The organism is Corynebacterium sp. HMSC074C03 (genome assembly GCF_001838285.1).
GTDB classification, from domain to species: domain Bacteria; phylum Actinomycetota; class Actinomycetes; order Mycobacteriales; family Mycobacteriaceae; genus Corynebacterium; species Corynebacterium amycolatum.
In genome coordinates, this window is the sequence record NZ_KV836254.1 from 216,035 (window position 1) to 239,403 (window position 23,369).

A 23,369-nucleotide genomic window follows, 5' to 3' on the forward strand; every position below is an offset into this window, starting at 1 on the left:
CGGCGTGATAATCCGGCGTGCGGTGTCACCGGCGCTAATCTGTGTCCGCTTCGAGTTCTCGGTAGCGATTTTCTAGCTGTTCCCGAGCAATGTTCATGGACAATTCGGAGGGGAAACCGCGCCGCGCCAGCACACCGACAACCTTGCGTAAATCCTTTTGCTTGGCGTTGAAGCCAGGTGCCACTGATTTAATAGTGGCCGCTTTCTTCGCCGCTAGCTTCCGGGCGACTTCTTCTTCCGCATTGTGCGTAATCTGCTCCAACGCATCAGCACGAAGCGAAGCATCAATACCCTTTTCCTGCAGTTCCCGGTTCAAAACCATCTTCGACTTACCGCGACTGGCAAAGCGCTGCCGCACCCATTCGGATGCGAAAAGCTCGTCATTAACCAATCCGCTTCGGGTCAGGTCATCAACGACTTCTTCAATCATCGAGGTTGGAAACTCCTCGACTGCTTCGAGCCTTTCTACAAGTTCCTTGCGGGAACGCATTCGCTGATCGAGCAAGCGCAGCGCCTTAGCACGAATCGGAGCCTTGGATTCCTCACGCCCCGCATCGTAGAGCGAACTACCGTCAGCTTCCGCAATCTGCTGAGCAAGCTTTTCGATAGTCTCCCGCACATCGCGGCCGTTGCAATCCTCCACGGTCCTCACTTTTCATGTGTCGCGGCACTACGTCTCGAGCTAGCTAGTCTTCCAAATCGTCGAAGTCGATGTCCGGCACGACATCGACAGGGGCATCGATATCGGTCTCGTCCTCTACCTCAGCGAATTCCCCGACGCCGAGCTTCTTCTTAATCTTGACTTCGATTTCCTGGGCAATTTCTGGATTCTCACGCAGGTGCATACGAGCCTTTTCCTTGCCCTGACCCAACTGATCGCCCTCGTAGGTAAACCACGAACCGGACTTCTTGACGATGCCGTTATCAACGCCCATGTCAATCAACGAGCCCTCACGTGAAATGCCCTCACCGTAGATGATGTCGAACTCTGCCTGCTTGAACGGCGGCGACACCTTGTTCTTGACCACCTTCAAGCGAGTGCGGTTACCCACCGCATCCTGGCCGTCCTTCAACGTCTGAATCCGGCGCACGTCACAGCGAACAGAAGCGTAGAACTTCAACGCCTTACCACCCGTGGTGGTCTCCGGCGAGCCGAACATTACGCCAATCTTTTCACGCAGCTGGTTAATGAAGATGGCAGTAGTGCCGGTGCTAGACAGCGCACCCGTCATCTTTCGCAGCGCCTGGCTCATCAATCGCGCCTGCAGACCGACGTGGGAATCACCCATTTCACCGTCAATTTCAGCCTTCGGCGTCAACGCAGCCACCGAGTCAACGACGATGATGTCAATAGCGCCGGAACGCACCAACATATCCGTAATCTCAAGTGCCTGCTCACCAGTATCTGGCTGGGATACCAGAAGGTTATCCGTATCTACCCCAAGCTTGCGCGCATAGACCGGATCCAGCGCATGCTCCGCATCAATAAATGCGGCAATACCTCCCTGCCGCTGCGCCTCTGCAATAGCATGCAGTGCGACTGTGGTCTTACCCGAGGATTCTGGACCATAAATCTCTACGATACGACCACGTGGGAAACCGCCCAGGCCCAAGGCCACGTCGATAGCGATATTACCAGAGGGAATAACCTGAATTGGAGGACGATTGTCGTCTCCCAGGCGCATAACTGCCCCCTTACCAAAGTCCTTCTCAATATTCGCCAGAGCTACATCGAGCGCCTTCAGGCGATCATTACCCTGGTTCGAAGCCGTAGCCTTCTTACGAGCCATAGTTTGTTGTTCTTCCTCATTGTCATTGTCGCGTACGGTATCGGGTTCTGGAGCCGTACTCAGAGAATCCGTGTCCCGATTTTCATCCAAAACAGAAACTTCGCTCACACTTAGTTAGGCGCGAAATCTACCGTTCTGGTTCCAAATTGGTCCGCGACACCTCTACTGTCGGTTACACCCGGAAGTTATACCGAATCAGACGGATTGACTTCATCAGCACTTTCGATAATATGCGAAACCCTGTTCGAATGGCAACGCCACGCAAGGGTCGTCGGCAAGCATTCACCGACGCCTACGCCGTAGCCTATTCGTCGGGACCGTACCAGCGGTCTTCAGGAACGTCATGTTCCCTGCACAGCGCCCACCAGATATCTCGAGGTTCGACCCCGTCTTCGAGTAGGTCCGCGGGAGTTTTTCCGTACCCCATCAGCACATGGGAATGCAACAGCCACGGGCCATGCTGAGGGCCAAATTCGTGGTTGACGAAGTTGTGAAAATCGGCCAATCGCATGAGACCAAGGTACAAGATAGCTGTCACTTATTCCTACCTGGCCGTTTTTCCTGCACGACTGCATGCGACTCCCCTGCCTGAACAGTGCTCAACCTCGGGGATTAAGATATAAGCCGTGAATAATTCCAAGGTGTATGATCTCACTATTATCGCCGCTTTTGCAGCACTCATCATCGTGCTCGGCGGTATCGCCATTCCCGTTGGCGGACTAGGCGTGCCAGTCGTTCTACAGAACATGGGCATCGCACTGGCCGGGATGATTCTCGGATTCAAACGCGGCGGCCTCGCCACTACCCTGTTTCTGGCCGTTGGTCTCGTGGGCGTCCCGAACATGGCCGGTTGGAAGCCACTCCTGGCCGCGCTCCCAGGCCCCACGGTCGGCTACATTTTCGGCTACCTGATTGCCGGTTTCGTCATCGGAGCAATTGCCCAGCAAGCACCCAGGGCGAAGGGCCCACGCATCGCCGTCTTCATCGGCGCGGGTCTCGCCGGCGTTTTATTGCAGTACTTCTTCGGCTCTCTCGGATTGGTCTGGCGCATGGGGCTCAGCTTCACCGACGCACTAATTACGAACGTTCCGTTTATTCCAGGCGATGTCGCCAAGGTTGTCGTAGCCGCGCTAATCGCTACGGCAGTACTACAAGCTTTCCCAGATTTGCTTCCCGACGCTGCCAACCGCAAGCAGAATCGCCTAATAAAGGAAGCAGCCAACACGGCCGAGTAACCCACACACTCAGAAAGGTCATTGAGTCGCACCATGCCCACCATCACTTTTGACCGTGCGGCCGCGAACTATTCGGGACGTCAAATACTGCAGCCGACCACGCTGACTCTCACAGAGAAGCGCATTGGAATTATCGGCGAAAACGGCGGCGGTAAGTCTACCCTGGTACGACTGATCAACGGCCTGGGTGCGGTCACTGGCGGCACGGTCACATACGAAGGCATGAATGTCGCAAAGCAGGCAAAGGAAATCCGCAAGAAGGTCGGTTTCATTTTTTCTGATGCGGATAACCAAATTGTGATGCCGACAGTGGCAGAGGACATTGCCTTTTCACTTCGCAAGCGAAAACTGCCAAAAGATCAGCGAAACCAGCTCGTACAAGAAGCTCTCGAGCGGTTTGGGCTTGCCGATCATGCTGACGCCTCGCCGCACTTGCTCTCCGGTGGGCAAAAACAACTACTAGCTCTGGCGGCCGTGTTGATTCTCAACCCCACGACCATCATCGCCGATGAGCCCACTACGCTTCTTGACCTGCACAACCGTCTCCACATTCGGAATATTTTCGCCCAGCTTGAGCAGCAAGTCATCGTGGTAACTCACGATTTGGACTTTATTGTGGACTTTGACCGAGTTATCCGTGTAAGCGCGGGTGAAATCGTCGACGACGGGGAGCCAAAGGAAGTTATTGACCGATATGTCAGGGATATGACGCGTGCGGAAGAAGGCCGCTTATGATGCATCCGGCCAATGTCCCCCTAGGGCTTTACCTTAACCACAATTCACCTGTACATAGGCTACCGACTGCCGCCAAACTCATCAGCGTCATCGCGTTTCTGTTGCTGACCGGGATTCTCGTGGATACGTGGCTAGGCGGGGCGATTGCCCTGGCAATTGTCACCCTCGCTTATGCGGTGGCCAAGGTGCCACCCATGGTTGCTTTTCGACAGCTCCGTGGGGCCGTCATCATTTTGGCGCTGCTTTCGCTTCTCCTGTGGTGGCGCGCCGGAGGTGAGCAAGCGCTGACGACCTTCCTCGCGCTTCTCGCTGCAATCGCAGTGGCCATATTGCTAACGCTGACGACCCGCGTCAGCGACATCATGGATACTTTGACCACTGCGATGCGGCCGTTCGCCCGTTTCGGCCTACCAGTCGAAACCATCGCGCTCGCGCTATCACTGACGCTGCGTATGATTCCGCTTCAGGTTATGGCCGCTACCGAGGTGCTGGAAGCCCGAAAAGCCCGAGGCACCACCGGTTCCATCCTCGCCTTCGGCGTACCCGTAGTCATTCGGACCATCAACCGCTCGAAGGCAATGGGCGATTCGCTAATCGCCCGCGGCGAGGGCGAGTAGCAGAATTAGTTTCCCTCACGCAGCTGGCGCATGCGCTCAGCGACTGCAGGATCAACGCTGGAGGCGGCGTTACCCTCAATGGACTTCTGAGCCTCGCCACCAGAGAGCTCGTTGCCGCCGTTCATTTCTGCGCGAATCTGCTCCAGGCGAGTGTGCCCAGCAAGCTGAACGCCTGCGGCCTCTACCTCAGCCATACGCCCCTGAACGGAGTTCTGAGCCAGCTCAGCTTGGCCAAGAGCGTTAGCGTAACGACGCTCAATCTTGTCACGAACCTGATCCAGGTTAGGGGTAGAACCCGAAGAAATCTGATTCATCGACTGCAGGGACTCGGAGACCTTTTCCTGCATCTTTGCTTGTTCCAGCTGGCTGAGGAGCTTTGCGCGCTCCGCGACCTTCTGCTGCAGCTGCATGGAATTACGCTCTACGGCCTTCTTAGCCTGAGCTGCCTGCTGCAGCGACTGGTCGTGCAGAGCCTTCAAATCTTCTACCGACTGCTCAGCAGTAACCAACTGAGCTGCAAAAGCCTCAGCTGCGTTCTCGTACTCAGTAGCCTTGGCAGTATCCCCTTCAGCACGAGCCTTGTCGGCGAGCTGCAATGCCTGGCGAGTGTTACCCTGCAGTTTCTCAATCTCAGCGAGCTGGCGGTTAAGACGCATTTCCAGCTGGCGCTGATTACCAATCACCGCCGCTGCCTGCTGCGATAGTTCCTGGTGCTGCCGCTGGGCATCCTCGATAGCCTGTTGAATCTGAACCTTCGGATCAGCGTTTTCCTCAATCTTGGAATCAAAAGCGGCCATCAAGTAATTCCATAGCTTTACAAATGGATTAGCCATAGCGTTCCATACACCTTTCTAAATGCAACTACCGCAACACAGGTCTGTGCTTATCGCGCACCCAATCTTAACTAATGCCGAGCTTCTTCGGGTGCTAAGTGCCGGAGCAATGGAATAAATTTCTACCGGCGCAACCATTTTTACATCGCTGCCAATTCAGGGCTCGCCGAGTGCAGAGCCATCGCTGTAGCCGCTTCCATCATCAAATCCGACACGGTCACTCCGAGCGCCGCGCATACCGACGCCAGCAGCTCAGATGAAACTTCTTTGCGGCCGCGCTCAAGCTCAGACAGATATCCAGGGCTAATAGCCGCATTTTCAGAAAGCTCACGCAGCGTCTGTCCACTACGCGAACGGATATCACGCAGGGTCTCTCCCAGCGCCTCTCGCAGCAGAGGCTCCCGGGAATCCTCCCGGTCCGCCAAATCCTGTGCAGTTAGCTTTGCAACTGATCCTGGCTGCCCCGCTACGGCCACCTTCGCAGACTGCGCTGTGGCATCCATCGAAGCCGCCAAAGCAGCAGCGCTATCTACCTCTGGGTAGTGAATGGTCATAAGTGCAGTATTGTTGGTCATCACTTTCTCTAACGTTTTAGAGGGCCGACCTGTTCCCAATTTTCAAAAATTCTACTCACTGTCGAGCTTCTGCATCAACAGTTCTAACGCCAATACCACCGCTTGACGACGAATCTCCGCGCGCGTGCCTTCTCCATTCACCGGTAATCTAACAGCGGTTACCCCGTCGAGATACAAAGCTCCCGGTGGCTTCAGGCCACACCAGACTTCACCTACTGGGTGCCCATCCTGCATCGCTGGACCAGCAACGCCAGTTAGCGAAATCCCCCAGTCCGCCACTGCTCTATTCGCCGCTCCAAGTGCCATATACCTGGCCGTCAATTCGGACACCGGGCCATAAGTGGCCAATACATCCTTCGGCACGTCGGCAAGCAACGCCTTCGTGTCAGTGGCGTAGGTAACCACACCACCGCGCAGAACGGCGGAGGCTCCCGGTACGGAGGCGACGGTGGCGCAGAGAAGACCTGCGGTGAGCGATTCGGCAGCTGCGAAAGTCTCGCCACGAGCCGTAAGCTTTTGGACGAGTTGAAGCGAAACGCCATCGACACCGTTAGCGTTTTCGTCGCTCTGGGCGAGGCGTTCGACTGTGTTCACAGCTTTACCCTCCACTTAATTTCTCTACGAGACCTTTCGCGCATCCACAATGTACTGGATACCAGTACCGACGGTGACGACAATGGCGGCAATCATCACAATCCAGGACGGCCAGAACAACCAGTCCACTGGCATCAGGAAGAGCCCCACTGCTACAGACTGCAGAACCGTCTTTATCTTGCCGCCCCGAGAAGCCGGAACAACACGCCCCTGACGCAGTGCGAACATACGCCAGATGGTGATGCCACCTTCGCGAATCACGATGATGACAGTCACCCACCACGGCAGAATGTCGATGATGTTCATACCAATCAGCGCAGCCAGCATTAGAGCCTTATCGGCAATCGGATCGGCAATCTTGCCAAAGTCGGTAATGAGGTTACGGCTACGTGCGAGGTGCCCGTCCAACTTGTCAGTCGCCATCAGAAGCGCGAATACGACAAACGACCACCAGCGCCAATTGGTGGCTTCGCCGCCCTCCTGAAGAAGTACCCACAGGAACACCGGTACTCCGAGGATGCGAAGCACGGTCAGGAAATTTGGCAAGTTCCAGTTGGAAACACGGCTTGTATCAGCACTTGGAGCAGTCACAGTTGTTACCTTATCTCACAATCGTGTTCGATTAACGCCCAGGCTCGTTCTTACCGGTGTGTGAACCGTTAGTTTCGCTGCCGGCCGACGCTGACCCCTCACTGACAGAAGTAGAGGAAGCGTGAGAGCCGAGGCCATCGCGGCTTCCATCATCATCGTGGTGAACACGCGGAAAGGCAATCGCACCCATGTTTTCATCACGCTTGATCTTGAGCCACGATGCCAGGACAGTCACCACCAGAACGATGACGATGACCGCCAGCGACGCCCAGGTCGATACTTCAGGCACCGACACGTTCTCACCGCTGTTGATAAACGGCAGGTTGTTTTCATGCAGTGCGTGCAACAGCAACTTCACACCAATAAAGGCAAGGATGACACCCAGGCCATAAGCCAGGTACACCAAGCGATCCAGCAGACCGTTGAGCAGGAAGTACATCTGTCGCAAACCCATGAGAGCAAGGGCATTTGCAGTAAAGACAATATATGCCTCATCCGTCAGGCCGTAGATAGCCGGGATAGAGTCAAACGCAAACATCACATCGATAAAACCGATGGACACCAGCGCGATGGCAAGTGGAGTCAAGTAACGCTTGCCGTTTTCCTTAACGGTCAGCTTGTCCTTGTTGTAATGGTCCGAAATTGGGACGATTCGACGCAGCCATTGAATCAGCTTCATATCCGACGGATCGGGTTCCGGCTTATCGACGGCTTCGTCGTACACCGTCTTGATAGCCGTGTAAATCAGGAAGATTGCAAACAGGTAGAAAACGTCAGACCACTTGGCAATAACTGCCGCACCAGCCCAAATGAACAGGCCTCGGAATACCAGCGCCATCGCAATACCGAACAGCAAAACCTTTTGTTGGTACTGGCGCGGAATCTTGAATGCGCCGATGATGAGTGCAAAGACAAATAGATTGTCTACGCTGAGCGCCTTTTCGGTGATATAGCCCGATAGAAACTCAATGCCTCGGTGGTGATCCCATAACAACCACACCATTCCGCCGAAAATTAATGCCAAGACTACGTAGAAAGCGGTCCAGATGCCGGCTTCCTTCATAGTTGGGTTATGCGGCGTGCGAACGTGTGCATAGAAGTCAAAGGCGATAAAACCCATGACGACCACAATGGTGATAATCCATACCAATGCGGGGACATGCATATTAAAAAAGACCTCCGGTCGTGCGAACATGAACCGGAGGTCTCTCCTGCTTCTGCCATAGTGGCAAAAGTGACGGCACCGGGATTCGATGTGCGCAAGACGAGTCTGTGCGTCCAATCCGTGCTGACGATAACCGTCACGGGCTAGCGGAAAACATCCACTTTTACCGGGGATACTCCCCTCCACGTGTGCCGACTATACACGCAATCAGAAACGGCGGTAAGGCTGGGTCGTCCTACGCCATAGACTGATTCGGATCAGCGTCGACTACGTTTACTTCTTCCTTAGGAGCATCCTCCGGGTTTGCGCCCTTGATCATCCACTTAATGGTTTCGAGCTCCTCTGGTTTGACCAGCACCTCACGTGCCTTAGATCCCTCTGACGGTCCAACCACTCCGCGAGTTTCCATCAGATCCATCAGTCGACCGGCCTTGGCGAAACCGACTCGCATCTTGCGCTGCAACATCGAGGTCGACCCGTGCTGTGCGGTGACCACCAGCTCGACTGCCTGAAGCAAATCTTCCAGGTCATCTCCGATATCGGGGTCAATGTTGCGCTCAGCCTCAGCACTCTTATCCTCCGTGACACCCTCGGTGTAATCCGGCTCGGCCTGCGCCTTAGCTGCATCGACTACTGCCTGAATCTCTTCGTCTGTGACGAAGGCCCCCTGAAGACGTCGCGGCTTGCCTGCACCCTGTGGGATGAACAGGCCATCGCCCATACCAATGAGCTTTTCAGCACCGCCCTGGTCAAGAATGACGCGGGAGTCCGTGAGCGACGAGGTAGCGAATGCCAGTCTCGATGGCACGTTCGTCTTAATCAAGCCGGTGACCACATCCACAGACGGACGCTGCGTAGCCAGCACCAAGTGGATACCGGCGGCACGGGCCTTTTGCGTGATGCGCACAATCGCATCTTCGATATCGCGGGGTGCGGTCATCATCAGGTCTGCCAACTCGTCAACGACACAGACAATGTACGGGTACGGACGGTACTCGCGCTCCGAGCCAAGTGGGGTCGTAATCTCACCGGACTTGACCTTACGGTTGAAGTCCTTGATGTGACGGACGCGGGCGGCCTTCATGTCCATGTAGCGCTGTTCCATCTCTTCAACCAGCCACTGCAGAGCCGCCGCGGCCTTCTTCGGCTGAGTGATGATTGGCGTAATCAGGTGAGGAATCCCCTCATATGGAGTCAGCTCGACCATCTTCGGGTCCACCAGAATCAGGCGGACATCCTCCGGGGTCGCACGAGTCAGCAGCGACACCAACATCGAATTTACGAACGCGGACTTACCCGAACCGGTCGAACCGGCAACGAGAAGGTGCGGCATTTTCTGGATGGAGTGCGAGATAAACTCGCCCTCAATATCCTTACCGAGACCGATCAGCATCGGGTCATCGTTCGCAACGGTCTTGGGCGCGTTGAGTACGTCGGCAAGCCGAACCATCTCACGGTCGTTGTTCGGCACCTCGATACCAACGGCCGACTTTCCCGGAATCGGAGTCAGTAAGCGGACATTGTCGGTCGCTACCGCGTAGGCAATGTTGGACTGCAGGTTCGTGATCTTCGAGACCTTCACGCCCGGGCCAAGCTCGACCTCGTAGCGAGTCACCGTCGGACCGCGAGAGAAACCAGTCACCGCAGCATCGACCTTGAATTCTGCGAATACTTCAGTAATCGCCTCAATCATGCGGTCGTTCGTCGCCGTACGTGTCTTGGGACGCTCACCTGGAATCAACAAATTAGTCGATGGCAGGTGGTAGTCAGATTCCGGCGTGCGTGCCGACGAACCGGAAGTACCCTCGGCATCCTTTTCCAATTCAGACTTCGGAGTTGTGGCCGGAATCTTAGAGGCATCGATACCAGAACGAGCGGCAATGGCATCCATTGTGCGGCGGGTAGCCTCAGACACTGCATCCCGCGAATCATCGACAGACGACTCTCCCTGCGGCGCGCTCGCCGGCTCTACGGCCTCAGGTTGAACAGCGGGCTGTTTCGGAGCTCGGGAATCGGAAACACGATTCCGTTCGCTGTTATTAGCTGCAGCAGCCTCCTGCGTCGGGTACTCGGAGTACTCGTCATAATCCTCGTCGACAGCGTGGTAGTTCGTGCCCCCGACAGCTGGAATAGTCGATTCTGTCTCAGCGGTGTCGCGATGTACTGCATCCGACTGAGCTTCCTCCACGTACTCAGCTGCCGGAAACGCCGGCTCCACTGGGGAAACTCGATTGGAGTGCGGTGCCCCATTCCGGACATCGAACACTGTGGTCTTTGCCGAGTCGTAGTCGACATCCTCAACCTGACGGGCACGTCGCGGAGCCTGTCGGTTCCTCTGCGGCTCTTCGTCCAAAAGATCGTAGAGGTTACCGTCAGTATCCGGTTCGTCGTAAGGCGCGGGTTCGGGTGCGGATATACGGCTATCCGCGCCACGACGAGGCGCTCGGTAAGCAGAGCGATCGGTCGAACGAGACGAGGAATGTTGCGTGCGGCTGCTGTGGCTTGGGCGACGCTCAATTAGCTGCGTCGGCTGGTCAAAGTCCTCATCGGCATATGCGGTATCGGAATCCCAGCTCGCACGACGTTCCAGCATGTCATCGACATTGCCGTAGGGATCGTCCGATTCCGGCTCGTCGCCGGCACGACGCGAAGACCACTCGGAAAAGTTGAAGTATTCCTTAGTGGCATCGATAAGCTGGCGCACCGTCGCGCCAGAGAGCACCAAAGCGCCGTAAAAAACGATACCCAGCAACAAAACCACGGCGACCCACGAGGTAAACCCGGCTGCTAGCGGCGAACCGATATAACCACCAATTGCGCCACCAGCTGCACGTCGCCCCTGCCAGTCCGCAGGACGACCCGAGCCGATATGCACAATTGCGAGCAGCCCCACCACGATCAGCGAAGCTCCAGTGATGGTAGGTGTCAGACGTTCACGGCGCGGCATAGCATCCAGCATCATTAATACGGAAACAACACCGAGCAGCACCGGAAGTACAAAAGCGCCGATACCAATGAGCGTGCGCACTGCCGTTTCAATGAACTCCCCCACTGGCCCTGCCAGGTGGAACCATGTCGAGCCAGCGAGCACAATCGCCAACGCCAGCACGAGTAGTGCGAGGCCATCCTTCGATCCCGGTTCGCCACCCTCATCGAAGTCTGCGTCGAACTCGTCAGCTGGCACGGAGGCCGGTGCCGGCGGTTCAATTACATCGTCATAGCCGCTAGCTGCTTTACGACGCTTCCTACGGGGCTTCGTCGAAAAATCGGCGTCACTTTCGCGCCGCGACATATTCTCCTCTTCATCTCGCTTATTCTTGCGACCGCCTACCCGACGGGCAAGACCGGCCACGCCGCGGGCAGTTTCAGTCCAGGCGCTGGCCAAGCTATTGCCCACGAACGACATGGCGCTAGGAGTGCGCTCGAATTCCTCCGTGGCACTGTGCACGGGGTATCGCCGCGTGGCATCTGTCTCCGCAGAGCGGGAAGATCCACGACGATTGTCAGTTCTGGTTCGGCTGGTCGCAGACATGACCATAACCTTACAGCTAACACCGGATCGTTTTCACATTAGTCACACGCGTGTCATTGTTTAACAGGCGGGCTGCCACGACTGTCCAGAACTGAGAACGTGATCTTAAAGGCTGTTGCGCTTGATGCCCGATTCGTCGCCGTCGATGGTGACGCGTACCTCGTCACGGCCATAGAGCCACAACACCAGTTCCCCGACGCTTCCGCGGACAGTCACAACCGGAGCACCCTTAGCACTGTTGTCGATTAGGGTCACCGCAACCCCGTCGTCGCGCATTAGCACCACGGTCGAGGTCGAACCGCGCAACATCATACGGCCGGCAGTAGTGACCAGGCGCCACAGGTCTGAAACTCCGGAGGGTGGCAGCTGACGAACGGTCCAACCTTCCTGGGCACGACGGACGTCCTCGTGGTGAACGAAGTTCTCCGCAGTGTTGACATAGCGGTCTGCCCAGTTCATTGGATTCCATCGCGGAGCACCACTGCCCCACTTCCCCACCACTTCGACGTAGGGCATTCGATTGACCTCAGCGGTAACAGCAACGAGGCGTTCCGAAAGCGCCTTGACGAACATCCCGCCAGCGGCATCCAGACGGTTTTCGCGAATGTAAAGGTGGTTGGCCAAATCCCGGGTTGTCCAGCCCTCGCACAAGGTCGGTGCGTCGGGGCCGACGCTGAGCAGTAGATTAGCTAGGTCTTCACGTTCCCGTTCAGCAAAAGTCATAGCTCCAGACTAGACCAGGCACGGAGAAGCCCGCATCCACACGGCTTTAGGTGGATGCGGGCTCTTACGCTAAACGACGCTCTAGAAACTTAGATGCTTTCGCGCGACTCCTTGATTTCCTCATCGGTGACCTCTTCGGCTGCCTCTGAGGACATCGGCACGATGGTCGGAACAACCATCGGACTGCGACGCCATTTCTGGTTAATGACGCGCTCGGTGCGGCGACGAACTTCCTGAGCCATACGGTATGGATTGTTCTCGCCACTGCCAGCCAGGTCAAAGAGAGTATCGTCAACGACCTGCTCGACGGTTGCGAGCACTTCCTTGGCGTCGTCCGAGTAACCGCGAGCCTGAGCCCGCGGCTTCTCCAACGGACGACCAGTGCGGTTATCGATGACGGCTGTGACGGTGATAAGACCACCTTCACGCATTTCAGCACGGTCTGCCAGCACGTCAGCGTCGACGTCACCCATGGTGACGCCATCAACGTAGAGGTTACCGACCGGAACCTGGCCAACTACACGAGCGCGGCCGTCAACGAGGTCGACAACCACACCGTTCTGAGCGAGGACAACGTTTTCTGGCTTCACGCCAGTGGACACAGCCAGTTCCTTGTTGGCACGAATGTGGCGCCACTCACCGTGAATTGGCATGACATTCGACGGACGGGCTGCGTTGTAGAGGAACAGCAGCTCGCCAGCAAACCCGTGACCGGAGGTGTGAACCTTGGCATCCTTGCCAGTGATAACCGTGGCACCAATCTGGGCCAACATGTTGATAACGCCGAAGACCGCCTCTTCGTTACCCGGTACCAGCGAAGAACTGAGGATAATCAGGTCGCCATCACGGACGGTAATCTGACGGTGCTCACGACGGGCCATGCGAGACAGCGCAGCCATTGGCTCACCCTGCGTACCGGTAGTCACCAGCACGACCTTGTGGGGCGCCATGCGAGCGGCCTCGTTCATCTCCACGATGGTGTTCTCTGGCGCGGTCAGCAGACCCAACTCCTGCGCGATACGCATGTTGCGAATCATGGAGCGGCCGTTGAACGCGACCTTTCGTCCAGCCTTGACAGCTGCATCGATAACAGCCTGAACGCGGTAGACATTCGACGCGAAAGCCGCAACGATAACGCGCTGCTTTGCGTCCATAATCAGACGACGCAGGGTCGGAGCCAACTCCGCCTCGGAACCGGAGAAGCCCGGGATTGTGGCGTTGGTGGACTCACACAAGAAGAGGTCGATTCCCTCATCACCGTAGCGGCTCAGCGCCGGCAGGTCAGTCGGCTTTCCGTCCGGCGGGGTCTGGTCCATCTTCACGTCACCGGTGTGGACAACCATGCCAGCTCCGGTCTTAATGACGATGCCAAGGCACTCCGGAATCGAGTGGTTGACGTTGAAGAAACGCAGATCGAACGGACCACGCTGAATGTGGCTGGTGTCGTTGACCTCGATGACCTTCGGGCGCTGACGGTGCTCCTGTGTCTTGGCCTGAATCAGTGCCAAGGTAAAGCGGGAAGCAATAATCGGGATGTCCGCGCGCTGCTTGAGCAACCAAGGGATAGCACCGATGTGATCCTCGTGACCGTGGGTGACCACGAGAGCTTCCACGCGATCCCACTTGTCTTCCATGTAGGAGAAGTCAGGCAGAATCAGGTCAACACCCGGCTCATCCGAGCTCGGGAACAGCACGCCACAGTCGACGATAATCAGTCGGTTTTTGTACTCCAACACGGTCATATTGCGACCGATTTCGGAAATACCACCCAGCGCGACCACACGCAGACCGTCCTTGGGGGCCTTCGGCGGCGCGGGCAGACGTTGCGTCAAGTCTGCACCCTGCATCGACTGCACTACGTTACGACGGTTGCCGCCACGCCCGCCACGGCCACCCCGCGAATTATTTCCGCGGTTACCGCCACGGCCACCGCGACCACCACGAGAACCGCGGTTGGAAGAATTCGACGAACCTTGGGACTTCTTAGCGTTGCCGGCGTTCTTACGATCACTAGAACGCTCAGAGCGCTCGGAACGCTGCGAGGACTTCGAGCCGTTCGAGTTAGCTCGACCTTTGTCGGAGCCCTTGGATGCAGAGTTCTTGGACTGCTCTGCTGCAGCCACGTCAGACTCGGAAGGCGGACCGGCCTTACGAGTTACCTTGCGGGCGCGATTGCGTCCTTCAGCCACTACAGAACACCTGCCTTCCGCATAGCTTCTTCAAGCACCTCAAGCTGCTGGTCATTTGCTGCAATTTGCGGCAAGCGTGGATCTCCTATCTCAATGCCCTGCAGACGCAGAGCGGACTTAGCAAAACTTACACCGCCAAGTGCAGCCTGAGCGGCAAACAGCGGAGTCATCTTCGCGTGGGCTGCCTGCGCACCAGCAAGGTCACCCTTGTCAAAACAAGAGCGCACCTCGGCCAGCAGCTGCGGGGCTGCATGTCCAATAACGGAAATGAACCCGGTGGCGCCAATCGACAGCCACGGAAGGTTCAGCACATCGTCACCGGAGTACCACGCCAAATCAGTATTAGCGATAATGCCGGCGGCAGCTCCCAAGTCTCCCTTGGCGTCCTTAACAGCCTGGATTCTCGGGTGCTCCGCCAACCGGTAAATGGTATCAACTTCAATCGGAATAACCGAACGGGGCGGAATGTCATACAGGCACACCGGAGCCTCGGTTGCGTCGGCCACCGCCGTAAAGTGGCGGTACAGGCCCTCCTGGGACGGCTTGGAATAATACGGCGTGACGACGAGCAGCGCATCCGCGCCCGCTTCCACAGAAGCCTTTGCCAGCTCAATAGACTCGGCCGTGTCATTGGTACCGGCACCGGCCACAAGCTTGACCTTATCGCCCATCTCTGCGCGGACAGCTCGGAGAAGCTCAAGCTTTTCCTCAACGGTCGTAGTAGGCGACTCGCCAGTAGTACCGGCCAGAATGAGTGCATCGCAGCCGCCGTCTACAAGGTGCCCAGCGAGCTGCACACCTGCCTTGACATCGAGGCTTCCGTCCTTATCAAAAGGGGTCACCATAGCTACGGCGACAGTGCCGAAAATGTCAGCACCGCGAGTTGACGCAATTCCTGTGCTCATTGTTGACTACCTTTTCTTAAAAATCTCAATCGACTATATCTTCACACTGTACGTGCGATTACCCCTCGAAGGCGTAAGGACTCGACGCGACGACCGACCCATCCTTCAGAGTGTTGATCTCAAAATCCCCAAAAGCAACAGGAGCGCAGCGCTGCAGCTCCCGCAGACATGCCACTGCCAACTCCCGAATTTCAGCATCGGCATGCTCGGTCGCACGCATCGAAATGAAGTGGCGCCAAGACCGGAAATTACCAGTAACCACGATTCGAGTTTCGGTGGCATTGGGCAAAACCGCCCGGGCTGCCTGGCGTGCCTGCTTTCGCCGCAAGATAGCGTTGGGCTCATCGGCCCACTTCTCTTCCAGTGCGTCTAATAACTCACCATAGGCGAAACGGGACTGATCAACCGCGCTTTCGAAAACTCGCAACAGATCCGGGTCCTCCGCAATTGCGGGAGGAACTACAACATTGTTGGAACTGGTCGGCACAAACCGCTGCGACAACTGCGAAAAGGAAAAGTGACGGTGCCGTGTGAGTTCATGTGCACACGAGCGCGACAGCCCACGGACATAGATGCTTGCACTTGCGTGTTCAAAAAGTGAGGTGTGGCCTACCTCGAGCACATGCCGCAGATAGCCCCTATTGGTCGATGTCCGTGGATTGGGCTTGTCCCACGTTTCATAACAAGCCCGGCCAGAGAACTCAATTAATGCTTCCCCACCGTCGGCATCGGTATCAAAGTCGATGTCCTCAGGTGGGAAGAAATTGGTCGAGGCAATCAGTTGCGCCTTGAGAGTGACGTTTTCAGACATTTTCAGTGAACTCCTGGCAATTACAGTCCCAGGAACGGCTCCAGTCCCACAGTCAGGCCCGGAAAATCCTCAATTTTACGCACGCCCAGCAGCACACCCGGCACAAAGCTGGTGCGCGAGTAGGAGTCCTGCTTGATGGTGAGCGACTGTCCTTCAGCGCCGAAGATAACGGTCTCGTGAGCCACCGAACCGGTCATGCGTACTGCGTGTACCGGAATGCCCTCGACATCGGCGCCGCGAGCACCATCCAGAGTCTGCTCAGTGGCATCGGGCTGCTCCCCCATGCCTGCTTCCTTGCGAGCACGGGCAATAGCCTCAGCAGTGTGGATAGCGGTGCCCGAGGGGGCATCCTTTTTAAAAGGATGGTGCATTTCGATAACTTCAGCGGACTCGAAGTACGGAGCGGCTAGCTCTGCCATCTTCATGGTCAATACCGCGGAGATTGCGAAGTTCGGTGCAACAAGGACATTGGCGGCACCGTCGGCGTCGTCAAGCCAGCGCTGCACCTGATCGAGGCGCTCCTTGGTAAAGCCCGTGGTACCCACGACGGCGTTGATACCATTCTTAATGCAGAACTCAAGATTGCCCATCACAGCGTCGGGCTGAGTAAAGTCAACAATGGTCTGCACACCAGCCGTGACAAGTTCATTCAGGTCATCGCCCGAGTCGAGACCCGCTGCCAGCTCCAAATCGTCGGCGGCTTCAACTGCCTCGCAGATGGTGGACCCTACCTTACCCTTGGCGCCAAGTACGCCGACCTTGATATTGCTCACAGCTCTCTTGTCCTTTCCCAACGGGTTCATCTCTATCCCTTACCTTAGAATGTGTTGGGCAACTTGTGTGCCAATGCCCCCGTCGGCTTTGCCGTTTTGTCGGCTTACGATGGGGATTTTCTTGCGCTAAGCCGCAACATCTTAGAAAATTACTTATTTCAGTACCTATATCTAGAAAGTGACTTCTCTTGGTTTCTGAATCTGAAGATTCCGAATTGAGCCCAAGTTCGGAAGCAGCACAGGCCAAAGCGCCGAAAAACGCTTACATGGCCATTTATGTGCTACTAGCTGCGGCATTTATGGCTATCTTGAACGAGACGGTCATGAGTGTCGCAATTCCCGTCGTCAAGGCGGACCTTAACATCAGCGCAACGACTGCCGGATGGCTGACAACGTCATTCCTGCTGACCATGGCTGTTGTCATTCCAATCACTGGATTTCTCATTGCCTCAGTGCGCTTCCGCACTCTTTTCGCGATCAGCCAGGGGCTATTTGTCGTAGGCACTCTCATTGGCGCCTTCGCGCCAGGTTTTGCAATCGTGCTGCTCGCACGCGTTGTTCAAGCCTCCGGCACCGCAGTGTTGCTGCCACTACTGATGACCACGGTTCTCAATGTGGTACCGGAACATGAGCGCGGTCGCATGATGGGGCGCATGAGCATAGTCATCGCCGTCGCACCCGCTATCGGTCCGACAGTCTCCGGTTTAATTCTGGAGATTGCAAACAACAATTGGCATGCGCTCTTCGACACGATGCTGCCGCTCGGCCTGCTTGTGCTCGTGGTCGGCGTCATCCTCGTGCCCAACATCGAGGAAAACTCCGCCAAGCCCATCGATATTCTCTCGGTGTTCCTCAGCGCAGGCGCATTCGGTCCGCTCGTGTATGCGCTCAGCCGTGTGGGTGCCGAATTTTCGCTTATCGACGGAATCCTCTGCGCAGCCGGAATCGTGCTACTGGTGCTCTTCATCATGCGTCAGCGCCGCTTGGCACCACGAAACCGAGCTCTGCTGGACCTTCGGACCTTCCGTACCAAGAGCTTCACACTGTCCACAACCATCCTGACTTTCGGCTTTATGCTGATGTTCGGTGTGATAATCATTCTGCCGCTCTACCTCAACCTGCGCGGTGTTGATGTCAAGACCATTGGACTAATTGTGATGCCCGGCCCGCTGATTATGGGGCTTATGGGTCCGACTGTTGGCCGCCTTTTCGACACCTACGGTCCGCGTCCGCTGGCAATCCCTGGTTCTATTGTTCTCGCCCTCGGTCTCTTCGGGCTCGGCTTTATCTCGGCGTCCACTCCGCTGTGGTGGATTGTCGCCTGCCACATCGTCTTTGAGATTGGCTTGGGGCTGCTGTTTACTCCACTGTTCACATTCGGCCTTGGCGATCTTCCCAAGAACCTCTACCCGGATGGCTCAGCGATCCTGAACACGCTGCAGCAGGTTGCAGGCGCGGTTGGTACTGCACTTTTTGTCGCGCTGTCGACTGTCATTGCCGCGGGTCTTTCCGGCGCTGGTGCAGCAGCTCCTGCAACCGACGACCTGATTCGCGGCTATAGCATTGCGATGTTTACCGCCGCGGGTCTTGGCGTGGTGCTGATCTTCCTGACCACGCTGCTCAAGCCGCAGCGGAAGAAGATCGCATTGCAGTAATCCCCCCCTCCCGAGACCGGGAGTAATACCGCCTAGACTAGGCGGCTTGCTCCCGGCCCCGGATTTCCAACGAAAAACTCCGGTTCCGACATTCCTCGGTCACGGAAAGCCGACGCAACTGCATTCGCTGCAGAATTGACACGGTCGTGTGGCAGCAGCGCAATGGCACTGCCACCAAAGCCACCGCCAGTCATTCGGGCACCAAGCGCGCCCTGCTCAAGCGCTACGTCTACAGCAATATCCAGCTCTGGACAGGAAACTTCGTAGTCATCCCTCAGCGAAAGATGGCTTGCCACCATCAAAGTGCCAAAGGCCTCGAAGTCCCCCTCGGAAAGCTTTTCAATCGCCTGTGCCGTCCGGTCAATTTCGGTAACAACGTGACGCACTCGGCGCGCCACCGTATCAACCCACTGATCCCTATCTGTCTCAGCTGGGACGTTCTCCTTCGCCCAATTGATAGCAGCACCAACTGCATCATCCAGACCGCGGAAATCAGATACCCCAAGACCATTTGTCACGGCATCAATGATTCCGCGACGCGTCGCATACTGACCATCCGAGAGACTATGTCGAACATTGGTGTTGATCACCAAAATTTCTAGGTCCTCGCCTGCGAAAGCAGCCTTGACAAGCTGGTCAGAACTCTTCGCAAAGTCAATGGCCAGTGCGTGTTTTTCCTGGCCCTTGATGGATATACGCTGATCCAGACCCCCGGTAGAGGCACCAACGACCTCATTTTCTGCGCGGATAGCCGCCTCAACAATTCCCTGCTGCTCTTCATCGTTTGGTGCACGACCGTGGACGAGTTCGAAGGCTGCAACGCCGACAGAACACTCCAGAGCGGCGGAGCTAGACAACCCAGAGCCGACCGGCACATCGGAGGAAATCGCAATGTCAAGGCTTGGGCAATCTGCAGGCAACAGCCCTGCCTCACGCATAGCCCAGATAGTGCCAACTGCGTATCCCGTCCAATTTGCAGGAGAGTTCGGACCGACATCGGACATTGCGATATTAACCGGCCTGTCACCGTCTGCGGCATCGTCCTTGTCCATCAAGTCCGAAACGATTCGCACTGTCCACGAGTCCCCGGCAGTCTGAGCACCCACCGCTGCAAAAGTACTCTGCGCCAACGCGAATGGCAGACAGATGCCACCGGCATAATCGACATGTTCGCCAATTAGGTTGACTCTGCCTGGGGCGCGAAAGACACCCTGTGGTTCCGAACCGAAGCTGCGACGAAATTGCTCTGTTACATCAGATACGGCCTGCTTATGGGGACGAGTGCGCATCCAGCGAGGCTGGCCAAGCTCCCGGAAGCGGTCAGCGATTGCCTCTGGGGTCGTATCCGAAATCCAGGCTCCTTGCCCGGACTCTGAACCAGCGAGGAATTTCATGCGTCCTGCAGAGCGCATCATGGAATAGAGCTGCAAATGGAGGCGCCCAAACTGGTGGTCCTCGCCTACCGGAGCTTGGTTCCAGGCAGCGATGTACGGCGTTTTGTCGATGCCGGGGAAGAATCGGTCAATACGTCGCAGCAGGTCAAGATACATTGCTGCCAGTTCGTCCTTCTCCGCATCGGTCAGCTCCTGAAAATCACCGACAGCGCGGTTAGCCATAATCATGACTTCGACTGGCCACTTAGCTGCAGCTGGGACGAATGCGGTGAAGTACTCCCCTTCTGCGATGATTCGTCGACCTGAAGCCTTTTCGGCCTCCAGGACATCCTCGAAGAGGTCACGACCGGTAGTTTCGAAGTGGGCTTTCGCGCGTGCGACAATGGCTGCCGCTCGTGGTGGCAGATACGGATACGAGTAAATCTGCCCATGAGGATGCTGCAGCGTTACCCCAATTTCCTTGCCCCTGTTTTCAAAGGGGAACACCAACCGCACACCTTCGAGCTTGCTGAGTTCCGCAGTGCGGTGCGCCCACGCTTCAATAACGGTGCGAGCACGAGTGAAAGTCAGATCCCGGAAGGAGTCCGAAACATTCGGAGTAAAGCAGACAACCTCACACCGAGCCAAGGCCGGCTTCCGCGGGAAAATCTCGGCGCCGTCGACAGTCTGAGCAAAGTCATCCGGAACTTCCATGTGCATAGAAAGCGATGGGAATCGGTTTTCAAAAACCACCACGTCGTAGTCGCTGGCAGGCACCTCTGTGGGAAGTTGTCCCGGTAGCGTCGGAGCTAAGGGGTTCTCGCCAGCAGGAGGCATAAAGGTGCGGTTCATGCGGTGTGCCGCGTAGCAGTACCAATCACCCGTCAGCGGATCTTGGCGCAGCTCCGACTCTGTAATTGCCTGTGGCAAATCACGTTCGTCGGTTAACTTTCGAGTCTTTTTGCCCGAGACATAGTCCGGTTCATCGTCGAAGTAAATTAGCTCACGACCGTCGGCAAGCGTAGTGCGCGTTACCGAAAAAGCGTGAGAGTGCTGGTCGTCGGTTGTCATTTATCCTCCTTATGATTCTTCGACAACCGTTGGGCGTAGTTTTGCCCAGGCATAGAAAACGGTTGCAAAGAGGAGCAGGGCTATTCCGCTGTACAGGTTATACGTCGGCTCTTTGGCAACATTGGTCTCAGGGTTGACCCCAGGATCGAGGAACAACCACGACAGAAGCAAAATGATGCCGTAAAGGCCAAGCAGCGCCCCAATGACGTTGCGAATGTCAAAGGCACCTGCTTTCTTTTTACCGGCGCTGACAGTCGCTTTTACAGTTGAATTGTTTTGCGTCCGTGACATGATTTCTCACTAGCTCCTATGCGAAAACAATGTTGAGAACTACGGCCATCACCAGGCACAAGATACCCAGCGGAACAGTTCGCTGTAACAACGGCAGCTCTGCCTCAGCAGCATCTGTGAAGTGAGCCTTCGGCGTGACGGACTTGACGAAGCCCACCAGCTCCTCATCGGGTTTCGGCGTTGTCATGAGAGAAACGACGACGGCCACCACAATATCGACGACGAATGCCACGGAGGCGGCAGCGAACGCAGTGCCCTGCCCCGGCAGGTCAAAGATAGTTGCGCTTGCCGACGTGAACTCGGAGATGTACCAGTACAAAATCGCGGCACCCGTTCCTGCAAGCAGAGACGTCCAACCTGCTGTCGGTGTCATGCGCTTCCAGAACATACCGATAAGGAAGGTAGCGAACAACGGTGCGTTGAAGAAGCCGAATAGAGTCTGCAAGTAGTCCATGACGTTGCCGAAATTATCGGCAATCAGTGCGGTGAACACTGCGATGCCGGTCGCGCCGATGGTAGCGATACGGCCAACCTTGAGGTAGTAATCATCTGCTCGATTTTTGACAACGTAGGTCTGCCAAATGTCGTAGCTAAAGACTGTATTGAACGCGGAAATATTCGCCGCCATGCCGGCCATGAAGGCTGCTAGCAGACCGGCGATTGCGATGCCCAGCAGACCGTTGGGTAGCAAATCTCTCATTAGGTAGAGAATTGCGTCGTTAGGCTTGGCGGTCTGATCCATGATTGGTGCGACGGTGGCGCCGGCGATCATGCCCGGCAGCACCACGATGAACGGGATGAACATCTTCGGGAAAGCACCGATGATTGGAGTCTTGCGGGCGGCCGACAGTGAGTCGGCGGCCATGGAGCGCTGAACTTCCACGAAGTTGGTTGTCCAGTAGCCAAACGACAGCACGAAGCCGAGGCCAAAGACCAGTCCGATGACTGAAACTACCGGGTTATCGAAACCAGAAATATCCGTGCCAGGCCAGGTGTGGAAGTGCGATTCAGTGGCAACCCTTTCCTTCAACCCCGACCATCCGCCGACGCTGTGCAGGCCGATCAGAGTCAGTGGCAATAGAGCTGCGACAATCACGAAGAACTGAAGTACCTCGTTGTAGATTGCCGCGGACAGTCCGCCCAGCGTGATGTAGGACAGCACAATGACTGCGGCGACTACCAATGTCAGCCACAGCGGCCAGCCGAGTAGCGCATTGACCACTTTGGCCAGAAGCAGAAGGTTAATGCCTGCAATCAGCAGCTGCGCGATAGCGAAAGAGATTGCATTGACCAGGTGTGCACCGGGACCAAAACGACGCAGCATGAACTCCGGAACTGAGCGAACCTTAGAGCCATAGTAGAAGGGCATCATGACAATGCCCAGGAACACCATGGCTGGGACGGCACCAATCCAGAAGTAGTGCATGGTCTGGAAACCGTATTGCACACCATTTGCGGACATGCCGACGATTTCCACGGCACCTAGGTTAGCTGAGATGAACGCCAGCCCTGTCACCCAGGCTGGCAGTGAGCGCCCTGAGAGGAAAAAGTCAATGGAGCTGGACACTTTAGCTCGTGCAGCCCAGCCAATACCGAGGACGAATAGGAAGTACAGAGCAACGATGGAGTAATCCACCCATGTCGCATCGAGTCTTAAGGCTGATTGCGCCACTATCACGACGGCCTCCTTGCGGTTAGGCGGTTGATACGTATTCAGAAAATGCACGAATAGGGATTTCCCTTATCTCGGCACCTGATATGGCGCACGCCCAACAATAGTCGTGAAAGTGGCTAGACCTACCGCAGGCAGATCGCCACGACCCTGCACAAAGGAAGACCTATTCTTTTACATTCGTCCCTAGTGTAGTTTCCTTTCTTAATTCAAGGTGAATTAATTAAGAAGGATTTAAC

General features: G+C 56.2%; 21 protein-coding genes. 4 read left to right on the plus strand and 17 right to left on the minus strand.

The features are described 5' to 3' along the window. Window positions 1–34: 34 nt before the first annotated feature. The 3 genes from HMPREF2847_RS10060 to HMPREF2847_RS10070 form a co-directional block, all read right to left on the minus strand. Complete coding sequence (locus tag HMPREF2847_RS10060; protein WP_070852314.1) at window positions 35–643, minus strand: regulatory protein RecX; 609 nt, start codon at window positions 641–643, stop codon at window positions 35–37. 43 nt (window positions 644–686) lie between these two features. Continuing rightward, window positions 687–1,790, minus strand: a complete 1,104-nt coding sequence (gene recA, locus HMPREF2847_RS10065) for a recombinase RecA (protein WP_070852315.1) — start codon at window positions 1,788–1,790, stop codon at window positions 687–689. 304 nt (window positions 1,791–2,094) lie between these two features. Beyond that, window positions 2,095–2,328 carry a DUF3046 domain-containing protein gene (locus HMPREF2847_RS10070; protein WP_083327366.1) on the minus strand — a complete coding sequence of 78 codons (234 nt, stop codon included), beginning with the start codon at window positions 2,326–2,328 and terminating at the stop codon, window positions 2,095–2,097. A gap of 88 nt (window positions 2,329–2,416) precedes the next feature. On the opposite strand from HMPREF2847_RS10070, the gene HMPREF2847_RS10075 reads away from it, so the two are divergent. From HMPREF2847_RS10075 to HMPREF2847_RS10085, 3 genes are read left to right on the plus strand one after another with little or no spacing between them, the layout of a single operon-like run. Further along, on the plus strand, window positions 2,417–3,025 hold the full coding sequence (locus HMPREF2847_RS10075; protein ID WP_070601525.1) for a biotin transporter BioY: 609 nt from the start codon (window positions 2,417–2,419) through the stop codon (window positions 3,023–3,025). Window positions 3,026–3,058: 33 nt separating this feature from the next. Then, window positions 3,059–3,760 carry an energy-coupling factor ABC transporter ATP-binding protein gene (locus HMPREF2847_RS10080; RefSeq protein WP_070852316.1) on the plus strand — a complete coding sequence of 234 codons (702 nt, stop codon included), beginning with the start codon at window positions 3,059–3,061 and terminating at the stop codon, window positions 3,758–3,760. Further along, a complete protein-coding gene (locus HMPREF2847_RS10085; RefSeq protein ID WP_070601527.1) occupies window positions 3,757–4,377 on the plus strand; it encodes an energy-coupling factor transporter transmembrane component T family protein in 621 nt (206 codons plus the stop codon). Before HMPREF2847_RS10080 ends, HMPREF2847_RS10085 begins: the two co-directional genes overlap by 4 nt. A gap of 5 nt (window positions 4,378–4,382) precedes the next feature. Here HMPREF2847_RS10085 and HMPREF2847_RS10090 read toward each other — a convergent pair whose 3' ends face one another. The 11 genes from HMPREF2847_RS10090 to dapB form a co-directional block, all read right to left on the minus strand. Then, the gene (locus HMPREF2847_RS10090) at window positions 4,383–5,210 is read right to left on the minus strand and encodes a PspA/IM30 family protein (protein WP_070601528.1); all 828 of its coding nucleotides are present in this window, start codon (window positions 5,208–5,210) and stop codon (window positions 4,383–4,385) included. 140 nt (window positions 5,211–5,350) lie between these two features. Further along, the gene (locus HMPREF2847_RS10095; RefSeq protein ID WP_370523079.1) at window positions 5,351–5,713 is read right to left on the minus strand and encodes a helix-turn-helix domain-containing protein; all 363 of its coding nucleotides are present in this window, start codon (window positions 5,711–5,713) and stop codon (window positions 5,351–5,353) included. A 123-nt stretch (window positions 5,714–5,836) separates the two neighbouring features. Beyond that, complete coding sequence (locus HMPREF2847_RS10100; protein WP_070767354.1) at window positions 5,837–6,379, minus strand: CinA family protein; 543 nt, start codon at window positions 6,377–6,379, stop codon at window positions 5,837–5,839. A gap of 24 nt (window positions 6,380–6,403) precedes the next feature. Beyond that, window positions 6,404–6,970 (minus strand): CDP-diacylglycerol--glycerol-3-phosphate 3-phosphatidyltransferase, encoded by a 567-nt coding sequence (gene pgsA, locus HMPREF2847_RS10105; protein WP_069358740.1) that lies wholly within the window; start codon window positions 6,968–6,970, stop codon window positions 6,404–6,406. A gap of 31 nt (window positions 6,971–7,001) precedes the next feature. Further along, the gene (locus HMPREF2847_RS10110) at window positions 7,002–8,135 is read right to left on the minus strand and encodes a TerC family protein (protein WP_070767353.1); all 1,134 of its coding nucleotides are present in this window, start codon (window positions 8,133–8,135) and stop codon (window positions 7,002–7,004) included. A 235-nt stretch (window positions 8,136–8,370) separates the two neighbouring features. Beyond that, a complete protein-coding gene (locus HMPREF2847_RS10115) occupies window positions 8,371–11,667 on the minus strand; it encodes a DNA translocase FtsK (protein ID WP_070852396.1) in 3,297 nt (1,098 codons plus the stop codon). A gap of 105 nt (window positions 11,668–11,772) precedes the next feature. Next, window positions 11,773–12,390, minus strand: coding sequence for a TIGR03085 family metal-binding protein (locus tag HMPREF2847_RS10120; RefSeq protein ID WP_070429436.1), 618 nt, complete (start codon window positions 12,388–12,390; stop codon window positions 11,773–11,775). 89 nt (window positions 12,391–12,479) lie between these two features. After that, entirely contained in the window at window positions 12,480–14,579 is a 2,100-nt protein-coding gene (locus HMPREF2847_RS10125) for a ribonuclease J (RefSeq protein WP_070601530.1), read from the minus strand. After that, entirely contained in the window at window positions 14,579–15,484 is a 906-nt protein-coding gene (dapA, locus tag HMPREF2847_RS10130; protein WP_069358743.1) for a 4-hydroxy-tetrahydrodipicolinate synthase, read from the minus strand. The genes HMPREF2847_RS10125 and dapA overlap by 1 nt, the downstream gene beginning before the upstream one ends. Window positions 15,485–15,542: 58 nt before the next feature. Then, window positions 15,543–16,295, minus strand: a complete 753-nt coding sequence (gene thyX, locus HMPREF2847_RS10135) for an FAD-dependent thymidylate synthase (RefSeq protein WP_070852317.1) — start codon at window positions 16,293–16,295, stop codon at window positions 15,543–15,545. Between the two features lie 20 nt (window positions 16,296–16,315). After that, complete coding sequence (dapB, locus tag HMPREF2847_RS10140) at window positions 16,316–17,068, minus strand: 4-hydroxy-tetrahydrodipicolinate reductase (protein WP_083327376.1); 753 nt, start codon at window positions 17,066–17,068, stop codon at window positions 16,316–16,318. A 215-nt stretch (window positions 17,069–17,283) separates the two neighbouring features. Here dapB and HMPREF2847_RS10145 point away from each other — a divergent pair, with 215 nt between their 5' ends. Next, entirely contained in the window at window positions 17,284–18,723 is a 1,440-nt protein-coding gene (locus HMPREF2847_RS10145; RefSeq protein WP_246822002.1) for an MDR family MFS transporter, read from the plus strand. Between the two features lie 32 nt (window positions 18,724–18,755). Here the strand turns inward: HMPREF2847_RS10145 and galK are convergent, their stop codons facing one another. The 3 genes from galK to HMPREF2847_RS10160 are packed head-to-tail and all read right to left on the minus strand — an operon-like array spanning window position 18,756 to window position 23,136. Continuing rightward, the gene (gene galK / locus HMPREF2847_RS11985) at window positions 18,756–21,167 is read right to left on the minus strand and encodes a galactokinase (protein ID WP_083327367.1); all 2,412 of its coding nucleotides are present in this window, start codon (window positions 21,165–21,167) and stop codon (window positions 18,756–18,758) included. Between the two features lie 9 nt (window positions 21,168–21,176). Beyond that, window positions 21,177–21,458 (minus strand): cell wall anchor protein, encoded by a 282-nt coding sequence (locus tag HMPREF2847_RS10155; RefSeq protein WP_070852320.1) that lies wholly within the window; start codon window positions 21,456–21,458, stop codon window positions 21,177–21,179. A gap of 16 nt (window positions 21,459–21,474) precedes the next feature. After that, window positions 21,475–23,136 carry a sodium:solute symporter family protein gene (locus tag HMPREF2847_RS10160; RefSeq protein ID WP_187401066.1) on the minus strand — a complete coding sequence of 554 codons (1,662 nt, stop codon included), beginning with the start codon at window positions 23,134–23,136 and terminating at the stop codon, window positions 21,475–21,477. Between the last annotated feature and the right edge of the window lie 233 nt (window positions 23,137–23,369).

What these genes read in the sequence shown, in the direction of transcription:
- dapA (WP_069358743.1), bottom strand. Translation starts at nt 15,484, where the DNA reads ATGAGCACAGGAATTGCGTCAACTCGCGGTGCTGACATTTTCGGCACT.
- HMPREF2847_RS10110 (WP_070767353.1), bottom strand. Translation starts at nt 8,135, where the DNA reads ATGCATGTCCCCGCATTGGTATGGATTATCACCATTGTGGTCGTCATG.
- HMPREF2847_RS10115 (WP_070852396.1), bottom strand. Translation starts at nt 11,667, where the DNA reads ATGTCTGCGACCAGCCGAACCAGAACTGACAATCGTCGTGGATCTTCC.
- HMPREF2847_RS10085 (WP_070601527.1), top strand. Translation starts at nt 3,757, where the DNA reads ATGATGCATCCGGCCAATGTCCCCCTAGGGCTTTACCTTAACCACAAT.
- HMPREF2847_RS10090 (WP_070601528.1), bottom strand. Translation starts at nt 5,210, where the DNA reads ATGGCTAATCCATTTGTAAAGCTATGGAATTACTTGATGGCCGCTTTT.
- thyX (WP_070852317.1), bottom strand. Translation starts at nt 16,295, where the DNA reads ATGTCTGAAAACGTCACTCTCAAGGCGCAACTGATTGCCTCGACCAAT.
- recA (WP_070852315.1), bottom strand. Translation starts at nt 1,790, where the DNA reads ATGGCTCGTAAGAAGGCTACGGCTTCGAACCAGGGTAATGATCGCCTG.
- HMPREF2847_RS10080 (WP_070852316.1), top strand. Translation starts at nt 3,059, where the DNA reads ATGCCCACCATCACTTTTGACCGTGCGGCCGCGAACTATTCGGGACGT.
- HMPREF2847_RS10155 (WP_070852320.1), bottom strand. Translation starts at nt 21,458, where the DNA reads ATGTCACGGACGCAAAACAATTCAACTGTAAAAGCGACTGTCAGCGCC.
- HMPREF2847_RS10095 (WP_370523079.1), bottom strand. Translation starts at nt 5,713, where the DNA reads ATGGATGCCACAGCGCAGTCTGCGAAGGTGGCCGTAGCGGGGCAGCCA.
- HMPREF2847_RS10120 (WP_070429436.1), bottom strand. Translation starts at nt 12,390, where the DNA reads ATGACTTTTGCTGAACGGGAACGTGAAGACCTAGCTAATCTACTGCTC.
- galK (WP_083327367.1), bottom strand. Translation starts at nt 21,167, where the DNA reads ATGACAACCGACGACCAGCACTCTCACGCTTTTTCGGTAACGCGCACT.